Below are 17945 nucleotides of genomic sequence, written 5' to 3' on the forward strand. Positions count from 1 at the left end.
ACGAGAACACACGACAACTCACAGATGCCAACACGAACCCACCTCCCGACGAAGCGGGAACTCGTCGACCTCCGCCGTGAATTCCACGCTTTCCCAGAACCCGGATGGCGCGAGTTCTGGACCACGACCAGAATCGTCGAAGAACTCGAACGCCTGGGTGTCGACCGGATTCACGTCGGCGCGGAGGCACTCGACCCAGACGAGCGACTGGGCGTTCCGGACGAACAGGAACTATCCGCGTGGTACGAGCGAGCGGTCGCTCGCACGGACCGAACCGATATCCTCGAACAGCTCGCAGGCGGACACACTGGAGCTGTCGCAGTCGTCGAACGCGGTGACGGCCCAACTGTCGGGCTTCGCGTCGACATCGACGCGCTCCCGATCGCCGAGTCGTCCGACGAGGACCACAGGCCGGCTGCCGAGGGGTTCCGCTCGGAGAACGAGGGATACATGCACGCGTGCGGCCACGACGCACACGTTACGTTCGGACTGGGGACGCTCCAGGCGGTCGTCGAGAGCGACTTCACCGGAACGTTCAAGGTCTTCTTCCAGCCGTCCGAAGAACTCCTCGGTGGCGGCAAGGCGATGGCCAGCGGTTCGCACATCGACGACGTGGACTACCTGATCGGTGCTCACGTCGGGCTCGACAATCCGACTGGAACCGTGGTCGGGGGCATCGACGAAGCGCTCGCGTTCGCACGCTTCGACGTCACCTTCACCGGCGAGTCCGCGCACGCCGGATTGGCCCCCAACCAGGGCCGCAACGCAGTCCAGGCCCTCGTGGATGCGACGAGCAACATCTACGGCATCCCCCGTCACCAGGAGGGTGCCACGCGGGTGAACGTCGGCGAACTCAGGTCCGACAACGCCGCCAACGTCGTTGCCAGTGAAGCGACCGCGACAGTCGAAGTGCGCGGGGAGTCCGACGAACTGATGGAGTACATGCGGGACGCCGTCCACCGCCACGTCGACGCAGCGGCGGCCGCCCACGACTGCGAGGCCGGACTCTCGCTCATCGGGGAAGCGATCCGCGAGGACAGCGACGAAGAACTGGTTGGCCTCGTCGGCGAAATAGCGGACGAGGTCGACGGAGTGTCGTCAGTGCGCCGGCGTGATCGGTTAGGGGCCAGCGAGGACGCGACCTTCCTGATGCGCGCTGTCAAGGAGAACGGCGGGAAAGCGACGTACGTCGGCGTCGGCGGCGGTAATCCCAGCGGACATCACACGCCAACGTTCGATATCGACGAGGATTCCCTGCAGATCGGTGTGTCCCTCCTCTCAGACACCGCCCTCGCGATTCTATCATAGATATATCGAGCACTGGCTGTTCGGCTATACGTCACCGGAGCATCACAGGTTCGGCGGTAGACGCGACAACGGACGTAGATTCGACAGCTAAAAATCGTAGTGGTTGAACGTTCGTCACGGGGCTCCGACGTCGTCCACGTCCCCGGCTCAGTCAAACGTCAGCCCGTACCCCCAGGTCCGCAACTGCGCTTCGACCTCGTCGAGATGGTCGAGCCCGGCGAGGACGAGTGCCTCGCGAAGGTCGGTCAGCGAGACGTTGCCGTCGAACTGGTCTTCGAGGTCGTGGAGCGCGTCGCGCTCGGCGCGTTTCGTCTCGGACTGGAGAAACAGCGGGTAGCGGTCGCGGCCGTCCTGAACGCTATCGCGGCGGAGGGTATATGGAACCTGCATCGTCGTCTCGGCCGACGACGACCGGGTCGCATCGTCGGTCTGTGCCGTTTCCTGCCCGCTCTCGGGGCTGTCGACCTCGGCGTCGGTAGGGGTCGCATCGGACGAGGACTCCGATGCCCGGTCCGTGGTCGGTCCGGCCTCGGCGTCGTCCGAGACGTCCGCGTCCTCGGCGAACGGGTCCTCCCCTGCACCCTGTTTCATGCCCGTCACGCCGTCATCACCTCCTGGTCGACGTCGCCCGGTTCCGGCGGGTGGGGAGCCTCGATGCCGACCTGCTGTTCGAGGTAGCGCGCGAGGCGGTCGAACTGTGCGAGCGTGTCGACTTCGTAGTCCCGACGCTTCGAGCGATGGGACCGGACGTACTCGAACGCCGAACACTGCTGCATCCAGCAGCCCTCCATGAGCGAGGCTCGCTCGCCGATGACCTCGGGGACCGGGTAGTCGATCTCGTCGAGGATGGTCCGCTGGTCGCGTGTGTTCTTGAACCCGATCGGGACGGCGGCGAGCACGCCGACGTCGACGTCGAGTTGGGCTTCGAGCCCGGCGACCAGCGCCTCGAGCCCCTCGACCGCTGCACGACCCTTCGCCGAGGGTTCGAGGGGGATGACGAGCGACCGTGTCGCGTTGATCGCGTTGTAGAGGTGTGGCCCTTCCGTCGCGGGTGGGTCACAGATGAGGACGTCGTAGCGGTCGGGGACGCCGGCGTCTCGAAGGACGCGCAGGAGCTGGGCGTGCATGCCGAACGCCTCGCCCATCGCCTCCGCCTGGTCGCGTTCGCGCTGCAGGAAGTCGGCGAGGTCCGAGAGCATGTTGTGCTCCGGAACGATGTCGACGCCCTCGACGGTCCTGACGAGGTCGTCGAAGTCGCCGTTGGGCCGGCGAATCATGTGCCGGACGAGGGTGTCGACCGAGTCGGTACGGCGCTCGTCGACACCGAACAGCCGGGAGAGGTCGCCGTCCTGCGGGTCGAGCGGGACGACCAGCGGCTTCAATCCGGCGCGAGCGTGCGCGACGGCGAGGTTCGCGGCGGTCGTCGTCTTGCCGACCCCACCGGCCTCGGAGTACGTCGAGTATGCGAGCATACATGGATGTCTGAGTGAGTTGACTTCAATGTACGTCAGACAACCACCCCACGATGTAACATCATGGGCCCACTCAATGAACAATAGTAATGAACACACACAGTGAACACCATCAGTGAACAATATCTATGAACACTGATAATGAACAACAGTGGCGAACATAAGTAATAAACATCAGTAATGGGCATAGTTAACGTACGACGCTATTGGAGGTGTTTGCTGATTGAACCCCACTAATAGAGGTCATGGAGTCGGTGTACGGTGCGTTACAGGGGCGACCAGCAGCATCCGACAGCAGCGTCGACAGCGTCAGTTCGTGGAACTCACCGAAGGACCCGCGGCCGGGGTTTCGAACGCGGCGGCGAGCCGGGTCCGCATGAACTCACGACGGGTGCGTCGTGCGCGTTCGTCGGAGAGGTAGTTCTCGTGGACGACCGAGGCGTCCGAGGAGCCCTGCTCTGCTGCGATCTCCCCGATGCCATCGAGGACCTGGCCGAGCGCCGCCGTGTAGGCGTCGTACCAGAACCGACGACAGAGCTGGGGAGAGGGGCGTTCGCCGTCGATACGCTCGGGCAGGCCGGCGTCGTCTGCGAGCGCCCGAAACCACGCCCAGACGCGCTCTCGCCCGACGTGTCCGTTCGCCGCCGTCGACGACGGGAACAGGTAGCCGTTCCATCCCGCGTCCGCGGCCGGGGTCGTGGCCCCGTCGCCGGCGAGCAGGTCGTCGAGGCGCTCGTCGAAGACGTCGAGCCCGTACAGCAGGTTCACCTCTCCCGGTCCGTTCTTTCGCTCCTCGAATCGGAGGTACGGGCCGTCCTCGCCGTCGCGACGGACCTGAGAGACGTGTAGCGCCGCCACCTCGCTCGCCCGAAGTCCCCACCCGGCCAGCGCGACGACCAGGAGACGCTCCCGCGAGGAATCGGCGACCGACACGAGGGCCCGGACGTGGTCAGCGGTGAGTGCCGGCGGGTCGCTCGGTTCGACCTGCCACTTGAACTCCGAGTAGAGTCCCGTCGCGGGGTTCACTGCGGCCACCCGTCGCCCGACGAGGTGCTGATACCAGTCGTCGACCACGCCGCGGACTCGTCGTTTCGTCCGGGGGGCGTACCCCTCGTCGTTCAACTGGTCGAAGGCGGCGTAACAGGCGTCGACGGCGTCGTACACGGGTCGTTCCGAATCCCGGTGAACCGGCCGGAGCAGGTCATCGATCCCGTTCGCGCTCACGTAGGCCCGCACGTAGAGGTTCAATCGCTTCCGCATCGCGGCTATCGACGACTCGGCGAGGTCGTGTCGGTCGCGACGCCGGTCGAGGAAGCGTTCGAGCGCGATGACCGTCGCCTCGTCGCCGGTGGCCCAGTGGTACCCCTCGTCGACGTCGCCGGCGAGGTCCTCGGCCCAGAACGCACCGAACGAGCGGTCGTGGTGGCGTCGCAACGCCGCGAGGAACGCGCGGAGCCCTTCGTCGCGGAACCACCGATGCGTCGGCTTCTCCGTCTCCGGATCGTGCCCCGCAGCGGCGAACCGAGGGGCGATAGTGTCCCAGTACAGGTCGGCGAACGCTTCCCGGTCGAGCGTCGACCAGCGAACGTCCTCGAACGGATCGTCGGGAAGAAGCCCGTTCGTTGTCTGGGAGGAATCTGAGTCGGCCATATACTCGCTGTTCGACGGTCGTCCTCGTCACCTAATAACTCTGTGGGGGAAACGGACCCGAAGAGTCCGTTCGACCCACGGTCGTGCGCGGCGATACCGGTGTATTACGATGTATCGTATACCGCTATACAAATTCTGGTGAGTTCGGTCGTTCACAGTCTCGGAGGATGAGCTAGCTTTTGGGCGAATCTTCGTCGGTCCGTGGCCCTTTGTCGTATCGAACACCGACTTCGGGTGCTAACAGCGTTTTTGGCCAGCGCTCCCCTACGGGTACCTGCGATGTGCCACCACTTCGAACCCGTGGACGACCTGACCGACAAGGAGCGTGAGGAGCTCCTCGAGGAGCACGACCTGGAGGACCTCCGGACCGAACACTCCGAGGAGGAACTCGAAACGCTCGGCATCGCCTGAGGGTCCCGACGCTGAACAACATCCTCCCGGCCGTCTCGCCTCCGTCTACGAACAGTTCCTGTCGATAACCGTCGAGGTGATTGACTGCCTGGGGTTCGAGCCCCGCGGCGGTTCACGTCTGTTCGGAACCCCCGACGTGCGGTTCCGTGCCCGAGAAACGTTATTGAACCGAGCGCAGTCGACGGCCCCCATTATTTCGCCCTCTCAGAGTGATACGAACGGCAGTGTGGCGAGCGAGTCAGGCCCGTACGAGAGTGCCTCGCCCTGTCCCGTCCCCTCCGGCGTCACGAGGTCGATGACGTGCGGGGCGTTCACGACGGCGTCCTCGCGGGCGCCGCCGAAGACGAAACCTCCGGCGTCGACGTCCACGGCCCGGAACGCGCCAAAGTCGGCGGAGCCGACGAGCGGTAGCACCCGCCAGTCGGCGATATCGGAGTCGACGACGGACTTCGGAATCGAGAGCACCGCGGTGTTCGCCTCGGCGTCAACGAACGTCTCCGGTGCCCCGAGACCGTTGCCCTCGGCGTCGACGATGGTTCCGCCGCCGAAGCCGTCCGCACTGATACGGTGCTGCCACGGCTCCGCGAATCGCGCGGTGACGTCCAGGTCGCCGAGCTCGGACGTCCGTCCCGCGTCGCTCTTCGGATTCCGGAGGTAGACGACGAAGAAATGCGGCGAGAACTCCCCACCGAAGCCGGCATAGAGGTTCTCGACCTCGAAGGCGAATCGGTACTGTTCGTCGGACTCCAGCACGCGGAACGTGCGGAGGTCGAAGGCACCCTCCTCGAACGCCTCGTCGGTGGGATAGACGTACTCCCCCGGGCCGTCGTCGTCACCCTGTGGATCGGTGAACTCCGCGAGTACGTCCCCCGGTGCGATCGCGACAGTGTTCGCGGCGAGTTCCTCATCGGTCTCGGGGTCGCGCACGACGACATCGAACGTGCCGATGGTCGAGATCCGATATCCCAAGTCGACCATCTCGTCCGTCGCGTTCGGCGGCAGTCGGACGTTCGCGCGCGCCTCGCGCTCGCCATCGACGATGACCTCCACGTTCGTTCCGCCGATGAACGCGGCGTCGTTCGACCCGGTGGCCGTGACGAACGGCTCGCCGAGGTCGGCTTCGTCTGCGATCTCGACCGAGAGCTCCTGTTCCGGCCGCTCGTACCTGGTGAGCCTACCGATCTCACTGCCACGGGCCGGGCGTAGTCGCACCGCAGTCCCTCCGCTCGGAGCCATCGACGCGAGCAGCGTCGTGGTCGGAGCGACGACTGCCTCGTCGATCCGTACGCCCGTCGGGTCGGCGTCGACGCCCGCTCCGATCGCATCGGAGTATATTTCAGCGAGATACTTGGGACCGCTCCGGCCGTTTCCGTTCCCCTGCCCGCTTCCGCTGTTCCCCGACGCGTCGCCGGCGTTTCCGGGTACGAGGAACTCGAGGTCGACGTCGACGGCGCGGGCGTCGCCGTTCGTCATGACGCCGACGTACCACTCCTCGTTGGCACGGCGCGCGATTGCGAGGTACTCGCCGATCGCGGACCCGACGACGCGGGTCTCGTCCCAGCCGGCCGCAGGAACGTCCTCGATGAACTCGAACTCAGGCTTCGCATCGAAATTCTCGCGTTTGGGGACGTACCCCTCGTACTCGGCGGGGATCGGTGAGGGCTCGCCGGGTGGGGTCACCGCGACAGCGTTGAGGTTGAACCCGCCTACGTCGCCGGTGAACCCGTCGTCGCCGTCCTCGAAGTCGAGTTCGATCGCGATCTCGTTGTCACCGGCGTCGAGTTCGATCTCGGTCGTAAACACCTGCCAATCGTCCCAGTAGGCGGTGAACCCGGGGGCGATCGTCTCGGTCTCGTCGTTGACGCGCAGGGTGGCCCGCGGGCCGCCGGTGTCGATCACACGCCCCGCGTTTTCTTCGGGCGCGCTCGCATACCGGAGGTGGAGGTCGTACCTGCCCGCCGCGTCGACGTTGCGTACGACGAAAGTGACCGACGAGCCGCTCGACGCACGGTTGGGGTCGATGGCGACGTGGTTCGTGCCGAACGCGTCCCGCCACGTGTCGTCGGTGACGAACCCGTCGCGGTCACCGGCGGCGGCCTGAAGACCTTCGCCGACCTCGAAGGTCTCATCGACGTATGCCTCGATCCGGTCGGCGGCCATCTGGAGCCCGCTGAGATAGGTCGCGTACATCGCGAGCTGTTTGGCCACCGTCGTCTGTACCTGCCCGCCGCGGTCGTCGCCGAACGTGATGTCGAAAATCCCCGGCTGGTAGCTCACCGGGCCGGCGAGGTTGCGCGTGAACGGGAGGGTGACGTGGTGGCCCCGGCCGACGTTCGAGGCGAGCTGGCCGAACCCGTCGTACTCCTGTGCTTTGACGACCTCGCGGTTCGCGACGTTCGGGTATGTCCGGATCTCACCGGTCGGCTTGATCCCTTCGTGGATCTCCAGTAGCTGGCGCTTCGCGGCCGCTTCGCGGATCACCAGCCGATGGTGATTCACCGCGAGTTGGTTGTGCTGGTTATGGGTTGGCTCCGCACCGTCGCCATCGATCCCGAGACCGGGATCCGAAACGTAGCCGTTCTTAATCGAGTTGATCCCGGCGTCGTCGTATCCAGCGAACACGTCTGTCTCCAGAATCGCCGACTCATAGTTCGGAACGTTACCAGCGGTCTCGTTGTGGATCGTCATCTCCACCGGGGGAGACAGGGCGGCACCGTAGTCCGTCACCTCACGGACGTCGAAGTCAGGGTACGAGTCGTCGACGCCAAATTCGAAGCCGGTACCGTCGCCGGGGTAGGTGGCCCACCCCTGGTTCCACCCCTCGGCGAGTACGCTGTCGATCCCGTTCTCGCTCGCGAACCGCATGTATCGTTTCATTCGCTCGGTCCGTGCCCCGTGGATGTACGACGCGGGGTTCCCGGCCTCGTTCGCGATCTCGTCGTCCGACTTGTACTCCCAGTTGGCCGTTCCCGCGATCATCGTCCACCAGATGCCGACGTACTTTCGTGGCTCGATCCAGCTCGTGTCCGCCCCACCGCCCGCGGTCGGCAGCGCCGACTCGTCGAGTGGGTCAGCGAGCAGGGGGACGAGCTGCGACTCGATCAGTTCGCCGGGACGGTCGACGACCTGGATCGTCCGCCACGGCGTCACGGCGGGGAGTTCGAGGGAGGCCTTCGTGCCGTCGGGCAACGGTGTGAGCGCGGTGTCGAACGCGGTCCCCCCGTCCGAGTCGCGCGGTGCGAGCGTCGCAGCCGCGTAGTCGTCGAGGTTCGACTCGTGGACGCTCACGTAGGCGTCGCCCGCGTCGACCGTGAGCGGGGTGTGTACACCGGTTCGGAACGACGTAGAGGTGGGGCGTGTCTCTCGGGTCCCCCCCGGTATGTCCGAAAGTACGGTCCCTTCGTACTCTTGTTCGAACCGCGGGTTCGTCACCTCGTTTCTGATCCACCAGGCATCGTAGTCGTCGGCAAAGTCGACGCCGGTGTTCTCGGAGACGATGACCGCCCGGTCCGAGTTACTCGTGAACCCCTCGCCGAGGATGACCCGAAGTCCGATGCCATCGTCGAACACGCGGATCTGCAGGGTCGCGTTTCGGCGACCCTCTCCGCCGTCTGTGGCTCTGTCGTCGCTCTGCCCCGACCCATCCTCCGTCGCATCCGCGAGGCCGACACTGAGTGCATTGTAGTCCGCCGATACTTCGTCGAACGCTCCCCAGACGGGCGCCCACCTTTCGGTCAGCGTCTCGCGTTCGGCTCCCGTCACTGTCACCGAACCGTCAGAGTCCGTGGCACTCGCACCGAACGCAGGCTGATTCTGGAAGTCGAAGCCGAGTGCCGACGGGCCGACGTAGGTCGTTCCGTTCCGCACGATCTCGTAGGTCGGGACGCCGTCGCCGACGTCGACCGTGACCGTGATCGACCCGTCGGGTGATTCTACTGATTGGACCGGACCGTCTGCATCGTTGGCCACCGGCGCCGCGTCATCGGCCGATACGTCTCGCGAGTAGGCGGCCACAGCCACGACCGCCGCTACGCCCCCGAGGAAGGTTCGCCGCGTCGCTCCGTCGAAAGGTTGCTGTGATTGTTTCTCACGCATTTCCTCCTGTAGTTTATTTCTACAATATATGATGCTATTGTAACAAATTAAGGTAATTGGATTTCGAAACTACCGAATCCGTGGTTCCGACCGCGTCGAGACCGGTGTGCTAGACCGTTGAGTTCACAGATGACGCAAGACACCGGAACGCTCGAGGACGTCTTCGCGTACTGTGAGGCACGCGTCGACTGGCAGACACGCAACGCGGAGACCGATGAACTCGCCGAGACGGGCGAAGCGGCCGTCGATACCGGTGACAACGAGAACAGTGAGACGAACGTCACGACGAAGGTTCCTTGTGGAGAGGAGTGCGGCGGCTGTCCACATCCACCTCACAACGGTTTACTGCGTTCGGTTCCGCTCTCGTAAGCATGATTCATCCGACAGGTGCGAGCCGAAAGCGGGCCCGACGTCTCCGACATCGGTTCGCGCTTGTGTCGATGGGATGGAAGTGGCCGCGGTCTCGGCTACACTAGCATCGTTCCTCGATAGGGACGCTCATAGCGGCCTCGTGGGCCAGCGCAGAACCACCGGATTGAAGCGACTGGTCGTGAAACCCGGACACATACCCGACCACGTCGATGAGTGACCCAGACCAGCCGCCGACGCCGGACCACCTGACCGGTCTCCTTCAGCAAGGAGACCACGGGGAGACGGTCGCGTGTCTCGACCGACTCGGCGCGGCCGACACTGAGACTCGCAAGCGTGCGTTGCGGGCTATCCGGGCTATCGCCGAAGAGCCACCGCGCTCCTTCGAGGACCTCGCTGGCCCACTTTCGGCGTTCCTCACGGACGAGGACCGGGCGGTCAGGCTGACGACCGCGAAACTGTTCGTCACGCTTGCTCAGTCGGAGCCGGAAGCAGTCCGACCTGCTGTCGGCACGCTCGCCGAGCGGTTGGCCGACGACGAGGAGTTCTACTACGTCCGGGCGCGCTCTGCCGAAGCACTCGGCTACGTCGCGGGCGATTCGCCCGAGGACGTCACCGACCCGGAGACGCTGGCCGACCTTCGCGTTGGCCTCTCGTTCGACGAACCGGAGGTCAAAGAGAAACTCGCGAAAGCGCTGGCGTACGTCGCACTCGGCGATCCAGACCGACTCCGCCATCAGGTCGGCTCACTCGCCGAGCACCTCGACGACGAGGACGAACTCGTCCGGTATCACCTCTGCACGGCGCTGGTGGTCGTCGGCTGTGCGCACCCCGAGAAGTTAGCTGCCGCCGAGGAGCCGCTCCGTGCGCGACTGACCGACGAGAACCCGTACGTTCGGGGGCGGGGGGCGGAGGCATTCGGACTGCTCGCGGGCTCGGACACGGCAGTCGAGTCGAGTCCGGCGCTCGACGAGGGCGACGCCGAGGGCGAGGAGACGCCGTCGTTCCTGACCGAGCGCGTGCGGTTCTGTCGGCAGCGTCTGGTCGACGAGCCGTCTGGGTCCGCTCCTTCGGGGGTCGGCACGGTGGAGTCTGTTCGAACGGCAACCGACGACGTGGTTGAGGCGATGACCGCGCCCGACGGAGGCGAGTGTCCCCACTGTGGACTCGCGCGTCCGGATGGGTCCCCGCCGATGTGTCCTCGCTGTGGAGCGCCACGCTGAGGAAGTTTGGCTGCCCTAAATTTCGATACTGTTTTGTATATTTAGGCTCGCCTAAATCATATGGGAGGCGATTCCAGCGGTCACGAGGAACCGACGCGGCGTGACTACGTGAAGTACGGCGGGGCGCTCGTCGGCGGGGGACTGCTCGCGGGGTGTACCGGCGGCTCCGGTTCCGAACCCTCGTCGGAGTCGGGTGACAACGAGACCGGGGGCGGCACCTCCGACGACGGGAGCTACACGGTCGAGTTGTTCCCAGTGGGCGAGGTCGAGTTCGAGGAGGTCCCCGAGACGTGGACGGCGCTGACGACTGACGGCTGGTCGGACATGGCCGTCGCACTGGGCCAGGCCGAGGGGTGTCGGACACCGAACGTGCGCCTCGCGCTGTATCACGACGCCCTGGACGTCGAGGTGAACACCGACTGGCCGGCGTTCTGGGAGGAGAGCGGGGGTTCCTGGGCGATTCCGAAAGAGACGTTCTACGAGATCGATGCCGACCTTCACCTGATCGATCCGAACCGGCTGAAAAACTCGGACGACCACTGGAACGACGCCGACATCGAGGAGGTCGAGTCGAGAGTTGGTCCGTTCTTCTGCTGTTACAACCGGCGGACGACGACCGACTGGCAGAGAGACCTCGACTACCCGGAGAAGGCCCCGTCGATGCTGGAGGCCTTCGAGAGACTCGGGGACGTGTTCCAAGAGCAGGAACGCGCCGAGGCGTTGCTCGACGTGCACGACGAGATGCAGGCGGCACTCGACGACCGGATGGACGGCGTCGAACCGGCTTCCATCGGGCTGGTCAACGGGGGTTCCGAACCCGAGAAGGGGGCGTTCTACCCGCTCGACCTCTCCGACCCGGGCTACGAGATGAAGACCTACCGGGACCTGGGGGTGGAGGACGCCTTCGCCGACCTCCACGACGGGGAGTACGGCGGCGAGATCGACTACGAGGGGCTACTGGAGTACGATCCGACGGTGCTCGTCGTCCACTGGGGAATCATCAACACCGAGGACGGTCGCTTCGACCCCGATGCCTTCCACGAGCAGTACGTCGCGCCGATGGAGGAGCACGAGGTGGGGAGCGAACTGACCGCCGTCCAGGAAGGGAGCGTCTACCCGGGAGCCTACGGCGAACAGGGACCGATCGCCAACCTCTTCCAGACCGAACTCACGGGCCAGCAGCTCTATCCCGAACGGTTCGGTGAATTCGACCCGCAGGCGTACCCCGAGGTACCCGAGGAGTACCGGCTGTTCGACCGCGAAGAAGTCGCAGCCATCGTCAACGGGGACCGCTGAACAATGAGCGACGATACTACCACCGGGACGGCGGCACCGACACGCAGAGAGTACGTGAAGTACGGCGGGGCGGTCGTCGGCGGGGGCCTGTTCACCGGCTGCACCGGGGACGGTGGGTCGGAGCCAAATTCGACCGCGAACGACACCGAACCGGATTCGGAGACGACGACCGAGACGGACTCGTCGTACTCGGTGACGATGGAACCGGTCGGGACCGTGGCGTTCGAGGAGGTCCCCGAGACGTGGTTCCCGTACACGGCCGACTACGCCGACATGGGCGTCGCGCTGGGTCAGGCCGACGGCCTCCAGGCGACCGGAGTCACTGCCCGATTCGGGACACACCTGTACGAGGAACTGCCGGACGTTTCCGTCGAGACGGACGAGCTCACCGAGCTCTACGAGGACGGTACGGGAAAGGAGATCTTCTACGAGCTCGACGCCGACGTCCACGTCATCGACCCGAACTTCATGGTGAACCGGCTGGAGTGGAGCCAGGACGACGTCGACGAGGTCGACGACACCGCCGCGCCGTTCTTCGGAAACACGGGCTTCACGCAGGTCTACGACTGGCACGATTACCAGTACTACTCGCTGTACGAGGCCTTCGAGAAGCTCGCCGACGTGTTCCAAGAGCGCGAACGCTACGAGGCGTTCCGGCAGTACCACGACGAGGTCCTCGAAGACGTCCGGTCGCGTCTCCCCGAGGAGACGCCGGACATCGCGTTGCTCTACCCCTCCGACGTCCCGCCGGAGTCGTTCTACCCGTACCTCGTCGGTGACGGCTACGCGTCGAAACAGTGGAGAGACCTCCAGGTCGGCGATGCCCTCGCCCAGGAAGGCGTCGAGGACGCGCAGGTGAGCGGGGGCACCGTCGACTTCGAGACGCTGCTGGAGATCGACCCGGACGCACTCGCTATCCGACTGCAGGGCGAGATCACTCGGGAGTACTTCGAGGACGAAATCGTCTCACACTTGCAGGACCACGACGTAGCGAACGAACTCACCGCGGTGCAGAACGACCGCGTCATCTACGGCGGTCTGACGTACCAGGGCCCGATCATCCACCTCTTTCAGCTCGAACGGGCCGCTCAGGGGCTCTACCCAGGGGCGTTCGGCGACGAACAGTTGTTCGACCGAGAGCGGGTCGCGGACATCGTCAGCGGTGATCTCTAACTATGAGCACGACGGAAGTCTCCGGAGACAGCACCGAATACGACTACGATGTCGCGGTCGTCGGCGGCGGGCCAGCAGGCTGCTCGGCAGGCGTCTTTACCGCCCGGTACGGTCTCGACACGGTGATCTTCGACCGTGGCCGCTCCTCGATACAGCGGTGTGCGTACCTCGAGAACTACCTCGGCTTCCCGGCTGGCATCGACATCGAGACGCTATACGAGCTGATGCACGACCACGCCGAGGAGGCGGGCTGTGAGATTGTCCCCGACCTCGTCGAGTCGGTCGACCGGGCCGACGATGGCGACGGATTCGTCGTCGAGCCACAGGAGGGCGACGCCGTCACCGCGCGCCGAGTCGTCGCCGCGACGCGCTACGACGGCGAGTACATGCGCGGACTCGACGACGAGTCGGCGATGTTCGAAGCGTACGAGTACGACGGCGAGACACACGAGACCTTCGACGGCGAGTACGCCGACCACGACGGTACGACCCCGGTCGACGGACTGTACGTCGCCTCGCCATCGACGGAGGCCGACAGACAGGCGATCATGGCCGCCGGACGCGGGGCCCGCGTCGGGCTCCGCGTCGTCGAGGACGCCCGCGAGGAACACGGGTATCCCGAAACTGTCGTCGACCACTACGACTGGATGCGAGAGAAGTCCACGCTCGACGGGGAGTGGAGCGACCGTGACCGATGGCGCGAGTGGTTCGACGAGCAGGTCCCCGACGGTCACGACGTGGAGGGGGACCGTCGCGTCGAGTTACGCGAACGGGACATCGACCGGTCGTTCGAGACGTACCTCTCGGACGACGAAATCAAGCAGCGTGAAGTGCGAGGGCAGCAGCGCTTGCTCGACCACGTCGACGAGGACCGTATCCTCGACGCGGCGCGAGAGATCGAGGCCGAACGCAACCCGAAGGGGGTGAGTGACTGACGATGGCTGGAGAACCCGTCACCGACACCTCGACCACCTCGCGTCGTGAGCGCTGGTTCTCGTGGTTCGACGGCTCGCTGTTCACGCTCATCGTCGGCAGTCTCGCCGTCGTCGTAGGCGGCGGGCTCGTTCAGGTGAGCTTCGGCTCGTTTTCGATGAGTATCGTCGAGGCCTGGCAGGCCGTCTTCAACCCGCAGGTCATCTTCAACGCAGACGCGTGGGAGGCGTGGCTCCTCGGCGGGGAAGTCCCCGAGATGAACCAACGCAGTCTGATCGTCTGGAACATCCGCCTGCCGCGCGTGTTCGTCGGTGCGCTGGTCGGGATGAACCTCGCCGTTTCCGGAGCGATCTTCCAGGCGGTGACACGCAACGAGCTCGCCAGCCCGTTCATCCTCGGCGTCTCCTCCGGCGCCGGGCTCATGATCCTGCTGACGCTCGTCGTCTTCTCGGGACTCGCGGCGTTCCTGCCGATCATCGCCTCGGTCGGCGGCGCGGTCGCGTTCCTCATCGTCTACGCCATCGCCTGGAAGAACGGGACCTCGCCCGTCCGGCTGGTGCTGGCGGGCGTCATCGTCGGGACCGTCTTCGGAAGCCTCCAGACGGCGTTCTTCTTCTTCGCGGACGACATCGGCGTCGTCCAGTCCGCCATCGCGTGGACGACCGGCTCGCTCACCGGGACGGACTGGGAGCAGGTCCGGATGGCACTGCCGTGGACTGTCGTCGCGATGCTACTCGCGCTGATCAGCTCCCGGCAGTTGAACGTCCTGCTGCTCGGCGAACAAACCGCGAATTCGCTCGGGATGAGCGTCGAGAAGGTCCGGTTCGCGCTCTCGGGTGTGGCCGTGCTGGCGGCGGCCGCGAGCATCGCCGTCGCGGGAATCGTCGGCTTCGTCGGCCTGATCGTCCCGCACATGGTCCGCAACATCGTCGGGAGCGACTACAAGAAGCTCATCGTCGGCTGTCTGTTCGCCGGTCCTGCACTGATGGTCGCCGCCGACGTGGGCGCACGGCTCGGCATGGCCGTGGTCGCCGGCTCGGACGCACAGATCCCCGTCGGCATCGTCACGGGGCTGGTCGGCGGGCCGTACTTCCTCTATCTCATGCGCAAGCAGGAACAGATGGGTGAGATCTGATGAGCGAGCAACCGACCGATCCACGGACGAACGGCAGCAGTCCACCGAGCAGAGCCGACGAACAGTCCGACGGCGAAACCGACGGGCGCCTCGACGGCGAGGAGCTCGTCCTCTCGTACCCGAGCAGCGACGGGCCGATCATCGACGGCGAGTCGATCACGGCCAAACCGGGGGCCGTGACGGCGCTGATCGGCCCGAACGGTTCGGGCAAGAGCACGCTCCTGAAGGGCCTGGCCGATCAGCTCGCGCCCGACGCGGGCTCGGTGCTCGTCGACGGCCGAGCGATCGAGACCTTCGACAAGAAGGAGCTCGCTCGGACGATGGGCCTGCTCTCCCAGGAGAGCACCTCGCCGAACACCATCACCGTCGAGGACCTCGTCTACCACGGCCGCTACCCGCACCGCGGGTTCTTCGAGAGCGTCACCGACGAGGACGAACGCGCCGTCGAGCGCGCCATGGAACTGGCCGGCTGCACACACCTCCGCGACCGCGAGGTGGGCAGCCTCAGCGGCGGGCAGAAGCAACTCGCGTGGATCGCGATGGTGCTCGCACAGGACACCGACGTCCTCTTGCTCGACGAGCCGACGACGTTCCTGGATCTGCACCACCAGCTCGAAGTGATGGAGATCGTCGAGACGCTCCGGACGGAGAGTGAGATCACGGTCGTCGTCGTCCTCCACGACATCCAGCAGGCGGCGCGACTCGCCGACGAGATGGTCGCGCTCAAAGCGGGTTCGATCAAAGCGCGTGGGACGCCCGAGGAGGTCGTCACCGAGGAACTGCTCGCGGAGGTGTTCGAGATCGACGCCGAGGTCGACCAGACACCGCGCGGCCCGCGTATCGAGCCACTCAGGGCTCGTCACGACGACGACGAGGAGCGCGAGGAGCTGACAGAGCCGGTCGCGCACGCCGACGGCGGGGAGGGCTGATGGCCACCAGCGACGAGTTCGAGACGGAACTCGACGCCTACCGCGAGCGGGTCGAACACCCGCTGTGGCGACTGTTCCGCACGTACACGCCCGACCACGCGCTGTGGCTCGCGGTCGCGTTGGTCACGAGCGTGGTCGCGTACGGGACGGTACTGGTAACGCCCATCGTGCTGGGGACGACCATCGACGCGGTGTTCGCCGAGGAGAGCGCCTACGCGCTGCCGCTCGTGCCCGAGGCGTGGCTGCCGGACGAGCGGACGGCGCAGTTCTGGCTCTCGACGGTCGTCGTCGGTACTGCGTTGTTGGGCGGGGCAGTCATCCAGTGGGTGCGGGGCGTGGCGATCAACTACTTCGCCCACGGCGTGATGTACGCGATTCGGGTCGACGCCTACGAGAAGATGCAGCGCCTGGACATGACCTTCTTCGACAACAAGGAGACCGGCGAGGTCATGTCCATCCTCAACAACGACACCTCGAACCTCGAAGTCTTCTTCGACAACGCGCTCGGCGATTCGGTTCGGATCGGCGTCATCGTGGTCGGCGTGACCACCGCGTTGCTGTACACTAACGCACACCTCGCGTTGATCACGCTCGGGGCCGTTCCCTTGTTGGTCGGCTTCACGTGGTGGTTCATGCGCGTCATCGAGCCGCGCTATACGCGCCAGCGCCAGACCATCGGCGATCTCAACACCCGCATCGAGAACGGCCTCAGCGGCATCGAACTCGTCAAGACCACGAGTACGGAAGAGTACGAGAACGACCGCGTCCGGCAGGTGTCGAAAACCGTCTACGACGCTCACATGGACGTGCTGAGGCTGAGCTACTTCTACCGACCGGGGATGGAACTCATCACGGGCGCGGCGCTGCTCGCGACGTTCGTCCTCGGCGGACTGTGGGTGTTCTCGGGCCCGCCGCTGTTCTTCTCGGGCGAACTCACGACCGGCGACTTCGTCGTGTTCATGCTGCTCACCCAGCGGCTCAGTGGACCGATGTCGCAGCTGTCGAGCATCGTCGACTGGTACGAGAACGCGAAGGCGTCGGGCAAGCGCATCTGCGGGCTGATGGACGTGCCCGTCCGCATCGAGGACCGCCCGGACGCCACCTCGCTCGACGACGTCGAGGGGCGCGTCGTGTACGACGACGTGACCTTCGGCTACGACAGCGGTGAACCGGTGCTCGACGGGGTCGACATCGACGCCGACCCGGGCGAGACGGTCGCCATCGTCGGCCCGACGGGCGCGGGCAAGTCGACCGTCGCCAAACTGCTCCTGCGACTGTACGACGTGACAGAGGGCGCGGTCCAGGTCGACGGCCACGACGTGCGCGACGTTCGCCTCGCGGACCTGCGCTCCTCGATCGGCTACGTGAGTCAGGACACGTTCCTGTTCGACGGGACGGTCGCGGCGGACATCCGCTACGGGCGGTTCGACGCCGACCGAGGCGACGTCGTCGCCGCCGCGGAGGCCGCCGAGGCACACGGCTTCGTTCAGGGACTCTCGGAGGGGTACGACACCCGCGTCGGCGAGCGTGGCGTGAAGCTCTCGGGCGGCCAGCGCCAGCGCATCGCCATCGCCCGCACGGTGTTACAGGACCCCGAAATCCTCCTGCTCGACGAGGCGACCTCCGCGGTGGACACGGAGACGGAGTACCTGATTCAGCGGTCGCTGGACCGGCTGGCGGCCGACCGGACGACACTGGTCATCGCCCACCGGCTCTCGACGATCAAGGACGCCGATACCATCGTCGTGCTGGACGATGGCGAGGTGGTCGAACGCGGGAGTCACGAGGAGTTGCTGGCTGCGGACGGGCTGTACGCGAACCTCTGGGGTGTGCAGGCCGGCGAGGTCGAGTCACTGCCGGAGGGGTTTCTCGCCCGTGGCGCTGAGCGGCCGGCCGACCGACAGACCTGATAGGTGGCCGGCCGCTCGACCGGAACGACTATGTTGTTTTA

The 17945-nt window shown here is 65.6% G+C and carries 14 protein-coding genes; 10 read left to right on the plus strand and 4 right to left on the minus strand.

Annotated features, from left to right (window positions below; genetic code table 11):
* The first annotated feature begins 24 nt into the window (after positions 1 to 24).
* The gene (locus tag P1Y20_RS15880; protein WP_304449682.1) at positions 25 to 1308 is read left to right on the plus strand and encodes an amidohydrolase; all 1284 of its coding nucleotides are present in this window, start codon (positions 25 to 27) and stop codon (positions 1306 to 1308) included.
* 147 nt (positions 1309 to 1455) lie between these two features.
* Here P1Y20_RS15880 and P1Y20_RS15885 read toward each other — a convergent pair whose 3' ends face one another.
* The 3 genes from P1Y20_RS15885 to P1Y20_RS15895 all read right to left on the minus strand — a co-directional run bounded on the left by P1Y20_RS15885 (position 1456) and on the right by P1Y20_RS15895 (position 4430).
* Positions 1456 to 1908: a DUF7970 domain-containing protein gene (locus P1Y20_RS15885; protein WP_368662185.1), complete on the minus strand. Its 453-nt coding sequence runs from the start codon at positions 1906 to 1908 to the stop codon at positions 1456 to 1458.
* A complete protein-coding gene (locus tag P1Y20_RS15890) occupies positions 1905 to 2780 on the minus strand; it encodes a ParA family protein (protein WP_304449683.1) in 876 nt (291 codons plus the stop codon). Before P1Y20_RS15890 ends, P1Y20_RS15885 begins: the two co-directional genes overlap by 4 nt.
* Positions 2781 to 3089: 309 nt before the next feature.
* Positions 3090 to 4430, minus strand: a complete 1341-nt coding sequence (locus P1Y20_RS15895) for a tyrosine-type recombinase/integrase (protein WP_304449684.1) — start codon at positions 4428 to 4430, stop codon at positions 3090 to 3092.
* A 279-nt stretch (positions 4431 to 4709) separates the two neighbouring features.
* Between P1Y20_RS15895 and P1Y20_RS15900 the strand changes: the two genes are divergently transcribed.
* Positions 4710 to 4841, plus strand: coding sequence for a hypothetical protein (locus P1Y20_RS15900; protein ID WP_304449685.1), 132 nt, complete (start codon positions 4710 to 4712; stop codon positions 4839 to 4841).
* Positions 4842 to 5045: 204 nt separating this feature from the next.
* Here P1Y20_RS15900 and P1Y20_RS15905 read toward each other — a convergent pair whose 3' ends face one another.
* A complete protein-coding gene (locus P1Y20_RS15905) occupies positions 5046 to 8936 on the minus strand; it encodes a glycoside hydrolase family 97 N-terminal domain-containing protein (RefSeq protein WP_304449686.1) in 3891 nt (1296 codons plus the stop codon).
* A 129-nt stretch (positions 8937 to 9065) separates the two neighbouring features.
* On the opposite strand from P1Y20_RS15905, the gene P1Y20_RS15910 reads away from it, so the two are divergent.
* From P1Y20_RS15910 to P1Y20_RS15945, 8 genes are all read left to right on the plus strand, one after another.
* Positions 9066 to 9305, plus strand: coding sequence for a hypothetical protein (locus tag P1Y20_RS15910; RefSeq protein ID WP_304449687.1), 240 nt, complete (start codon positions 9066 to 9068; stop codon positions 9303 to 9305).
* 212 nt (positions 9306 to 9517) lie between these two features.
* Positions 9518 to 10528: a HEAT repeat domain-containing protein gene (locus P1Y20_RS15915; RefSeq protein WP_304449688.1), complete on the plus strand. Its 1011-nt coding sequence runs from the start codon at positions 9518 to 9520 to the stop codon at positions 10526 to 10528.
* Between the two features lie 60 nt (positions 10529 to 10588).
* Entirely contained in the window at positions 10589 to 11824 is a 1236-nt protein-coding gene (locus tag P1Y20_RS15920; RefSeq protein WP_304449689.1) for an ABC transporter substrate-binding protein, read from the plus strand.
* Between the two features lie 3 nt (positions 11825 to 11827).
* On the plus strand, positions 11828 to 12997 hold the full coding sequence (locus P1Y20_RS15925) for an ABC transporter substrate-binding protein (RefSeq protein ID WP_304449690.1): 1170 nt from the start codon (positions 11828 to 11830) through the stop codon (positions 12995 to 12997).
* A 2-nt stretch (positions 12998 to 12999) separates the two neighbouring features.
* Positions 13000 to 13932, plus strand: coding sequence for an NAD(P)/FAD-dependent oxidoreductase (locus P1Y20_RS15930; RefSeq protein WP_304449691.1), 933 nt, complete (start codon positions 13000 to 13002; stop codon positions 13930 to 13932).
* A gap of 2 nt (positions 13933 to 13934) precedes the next feature.
* Positions 13935 to 15065 (plus strand): FecCD family ABC transporter permease, encoded by a 1131-nt coding sequence (locus P1Y20_RS15935; protein WP_304449692.1) that lies wholly within the window; start codon positions 13935 to 13937, stop codon positions 15063 to 15065.
* Positions 15065 to 15994 (plus strand): ABC transporter ATP-binding protein, encoded by a 930-nt coding sequence (locus P1Y20_RS15940; RefSeq protein WP_304449693.1) that lies wholly within the window; start codon positions 15065 to 15067, stop codon positions 15992 to 15994. The genes P1Y20_RS15935 and P1Y20_RS15940 overlap by 1 nt, the downstream gene beginning before the upstream one ends.
* The gene (locus P1Y20_RS15945) at positions 15994 to 17904 is read left to right on the plus strand and encodes an ABC transporter ATP-binding protein (protein ID WP_304449694.1); all 1911 of its coding nucleotides are present in this window, start codon (positions 15994 to 15996) and stop codon (positions 17902 to 17904) included. The genes P1Y20_RS15940 and P1Y20_RS15945 overlap by 1 nt, the downstream gene beginning before the upstream one ends.
* The last annotated feature ends 41 nt before the right edge of the window (positions 17905 to 17945 follow it).

The sequence above is a fragment of the Halomarina ordinaria genome (assembly GCF_030553305.1).
GTDB classification, from domain to species: Archaea; Halobacteriota; Halobacteria; order Halobacteriales; family Haloarculaceae; genus Halomarina; species Halomarina ordinaria.